Consider the following 3,397-nt stretch of genomic DNA (forward strand, 5'->3'; position numbering starts at 1 on the left):
CCCCGGCCGGGGGGAGGCCGCGGAGGAGGACGAGGCGACGGGCGCCGCGGCCCTGCACCTGACGGCCCTGCTGGGCCGCGCCCTGAACATCACCCAGGGCAAAGGCTCCCAACTCCTCACGGCCCCCCAGCCGGAGGGCTGGCTGGAACTGGCCGGAAGAGTGTTCCTGGAACGCTGACCCCCGCCCCCGAGGGGCGCGGGGAACTGCGCGGTCTTTTGCCTTTGAGGGGCACGGGAGACGGCACGGTCTTTGCTTTTAAGGGGCGCGGGGAACTGCGCGGTCTTTTGCCTTTGAGGGGCACGGGAGACGGCACGGTCTTTGCTTTTAAGGGGCGCGGGGAACTGCGCGGTCTTTTGCCTTTGAGGGGCACGGGAGACGGCACGGTCCCTGCTTTCAAGGGGCGCGGGGAACTGCGCGGCCAGCCCTCACCGCCCTGCACCCGAGAACGAACCCGCACCCACCCCCACCGACAACCCCCACCCCAGTGGAACGCTCACGCGCTGATGCGGAACTCTTCCCCCAGCGCCCGGAACACCCCCGTGTTCAACGCGAACGCCCGCCGGCACTCGGCGACGATCCGCTGCTTCTCCAGATCGTCCGCGGCCACCCCGTCGAGCAGCTCCCGGTACTCCCGCTTGAACGCCGCCGGGTTCCCGATCTCCTCGAAGACGTAGAACCGCACCCCGTCGCCCTTGCGCGCGAACCCCCACGTCTTCTCCGCCCTGCCGCGGATGATCTGCCCACCGGAGAGGTCGCCGAGATAGCGCGTGTAGTGGTGCGCGACGTACCCGCCGGGCCACGTCAGGGCGCACTCGGTGATCCGGTCGGCGTACTCCCGCGTCGCGGGCAGCGCGGCGAGCCCCTCGCGCCACCCCGTGCCCCGCAGGTGCGCGAGGTCCCGCTCCAGCGCGGCGAGCCGCATCAGCTCGGGCCGGACGAACGGGCCCGCCACCGGGTCCCCGGACAGTTCGGGGGCCGCCGCCTCCAGCGCGGCGTAGACGAACCACAGCTGCTCGGTGTAGCGCGCGTACGCGTCCACCCCGAGCCGGCCGCCGAGCAGGTCGCTCATGAACGTCGAGGTCTCCGCCTCCACGTGCTGTTCGTGGGACGCGGTGCGGATGAGCGTGGAGAAGGGTGTGCCCGACGCGTTCATGGGACCTCCGGGGGCGAACGGGGGAGACGGGAGCCGGACCAATCTTCTATGGTTAGGCTTACCTAAGTCAACAGGTTTCCGACGCGCTGTCGGTAAAACCGTACCCGGAATCTCCCCCGCCTCCACATGAAAGAGCCGCCCGCTCGGGACGAGCGGACGGCGGTGTGGCGAACCGGAGAACGGCTGAACCGGAGAACGACTACGGCAGCGTGAGGATCTCGGCCCCGCTGTCCGTGACGACCAGCGTGTGCTCGAACTGCGCGGTCCGCCGCCGGTCCTTCGTGACGACGGTCCACCCGTCGTCCCACATCTCGTACTCGTACGTCCCGAGCGTCAGCATCGGCTCGATCGTGAACGTCATCCCCGGCCGGATCACGGTCGTGGCGTGCGGACTGTCGTAGTGCGGGACGATCAGCCCGGAGTGGAACGACGAGTTGATGCCGTGCCCGGTGAAGTCCCGCACGACCCCGTACCCGAAGCGCTTCGCGTACGACTCGATGACCCGGCCGATGATGTTGAGCTGCCGGCCGGGCTTGACCGCCTTGATGGCCCGCTCCAGCGACTCCCGGGTCCGCTCGACCAGCAGCCGCGACTCCTCGTCCACGTCGCCGACGAGGTACGTGGCGTTGTTGTCGCCGTGCACGCCCCCGATGTACGCCGTCACGTCGAGGTTGATGATGTCGCCGTCCCGCAGGACCGTGGAGTCCGGGATGCCGTGGCAGATGACCTCGTTCACGGAGGTGCACAGGGACTTCGGGAAGCCGCGGTAACCGAGCGTGGAGGGGTAGGCGCCGTGGTCGCACATGTACTCGTGCGCGACGCGGTCCAGCTCGTCCGTGGTGACACCGGGCGCGATGAGCTTCGCGGCCTCCGCCATCGCCCGCGCGGCGATCCGGCCGGCGACCCGCATCGCCTCGACCGTCTCGGGCGTCTGCACCTCGGGACCGGTGTACGGGGTCGGTGCGGGCTTGCCGACGTACTCGGGGCGGCGGATGTTCCCGGGCACGGAACGGGTGGGGGAGAGCTCCCCTGGAACGAGCAGCGACTGGCCAGACATGCCAGGGAGTCTAACCAGCGCGCACGGGGGAACATGTCGGTGGCGAGAGGAGCTGGTCATGGCCCTGTTCAAGAAGCGTACGGTCGGCAAACCGGGCGAGTGGTACTACTGCCTGGAGCACAAGAAGGTCGAGGAGGGCCCCGAGTGCCCCGCGAAGGACCGCTTCGGTCCCTACGCGTCCCGCACGGAGGCCCAGCGGGCGATGGACACCGCCCGTGAACGCAATCTCGACTGGGAGACGGACCCCAGGTGGCACGATCCCGCTCCGCGGGGCGCGGACGAGAACTGAACCCCTTCCCCCCCGCCCCCCGACCGTCCGGGGGCGCGGGGAACCGCGCGACCGGCCGCATACGGCCCGCCCCTACGAACCGGTCCCGGCCACCCCTTCCCCGCCCCCTCCCCCTCCCCGCAGGGACTTCATCCGCACCGCGTGCTCGTTCGTCCGCACGTCGTACGCCATGAGCTTCGGCAGGCACAAGGCCAGCGCCCCCACGGCGGCCACGCACATCACGCCCCCGGTCCACACGGACGCCCGCACCGAGAGGAGCGCGGCCATCCCGCCCGCGCGGACCTGCCCCAGCTGCGGCCCCACCGAGTACGACAGCAGCTCTATCCCCGCCAGCCGCCCCCGCAGCTCGTCCGGGATGGTCTGGTTCCACATGGCCGCCCGGAAGATCCCGCTGACCATGTCGCAGGAGCCGGCGAGCGTCAGGAACAGCAGCACCAGCCACACGTCGCGCACCGCGCCCGCGGCCACCATCGCCACCCCCCAGCAGGCCGCCGCCAGCACCACCGCCCGCCCGTGCCGGTGGACCCGCGAGGTCCACCCACTGGTGAGGCTCACCAGCAGCGACCCGGCGGGCAGGGCGGCGTACATCAGTCCCAGCGACCACTCGGCGTCCAGCTCGTCCGCCAGGAACGGCAGTACGGCGAGCGGGAAGGCGAAGAACATGGCCGCCAGGTCGATCGCGTACGTACCCAGCAGCTCCTTGCGGCTCCACGCGTACCGGGCCCCCTCCGCGATCGCCCGCAGCGACGGCTTGGCCGCCTCGTGCGCGGCGGGCGACGAGGCGAGCCCCACGGCCAGCACGAGGGAGACCACGAAGGTGGCGAGGTCCGCGGCATAGGCCCAGCCGAGCCCCGCGTACGCCACGACGAGCCCCGCCACCGCCGGGCCGGCGACCCC

Annotated in this window: 4 protein-coding genes and 1 pseudogene; 2 read left to right on the forward strand and 3 right to left on the reverse strand. The window is 71.1% G+C overall.

Translation table 11 applies throughout. The features are described from left to right. Positions 1-178: pseudogene (locus HO151_RS06000) on the forward strand (PhzF family phenazine biosynthesis protein); the annotation flags it as partial. A 316-nt stretch (positions 179-494) separates the two neighbouring features. Here HO151_RS06000 and HO151_RS06005 read toward each other — a convergent pair. Continuing rightward, positions 495-1,154, reverse strand: coding sequence for a heme oxygenase (biliverdin-producing) (locus HO151_RS06005; RefSeq protein ID WP_173895059.1), 660 nt, complete (start codon positions 1,152-1,154; stop codon positions 495-497). Positions 1,155-1,353: 199 nt separating this feature from the next. Next, positions 1,354-2,211 carry a type I methionyl aminopeptidase gene (gene map, locus HO151_RS06010; RefSeq protein WP_173895060.1) on the reverse strand — a complete coding sequence of 286 codons (858 nt, stop codon included), beginning with the start codon at positions 2,209-2,211 and terminating at the stop codon, positions 1,354-1,356. A gap of 58 nt (positions 2,212-2,269) precedes the next feature. Here map and HO151_RS06015 point away from each other — a divergent pair, with 58 nt between their 5' ends. Then, a complete protein-coding gene (locus HO151_RS06015) occupies positions 2,270-2,500 on the forward strand; it encodes a hypothetical protein (RefSeq protein ID WP_173895061.1) in 231 nt (76 codons plus the stop codon). A 72-nt stretch (positions 2,501-2,572) separates the two neighbouring features. Here the strand turns inward: HO151_RS06015 and HO151_RS06020 are convergent. Then, a partial coding sequence (locus tag HO151_RS06020; protein WP_173895062.1) for an MFS transporter occupies positions 2,573-3,397 on the reverse strand: 825 nt, incomplete at its 5' end.

This window comes from Streptomyces sp. 8P21H-1, from assembly GCF_013302945.1.

Bases quoted from the DNA above. Each gene is read 5' to 3' on its own strand.
- HO151_RS06005 (WP_173895059.1), bottom strand. From the start codon at position 1,154: ATGAACGCGTCGGGCACACCCTTCTCCACGCTCATCCGCACCGCGTCC.
- HO151_RS06015 (WP_173895061.1), top strand. From the start codon at position 2,270: ATGGCCCTGTTCAAGAAGCGTACGGTCGGCAAACCGGGCGAGTGGTAC.
- map (WP_173895060.1), bottom strand. From the start codon at position 2,211: ATGTCTGGCCAGTCGCTGCTCGTTCCAGGGGAGCTCTCCCCCACCCGT.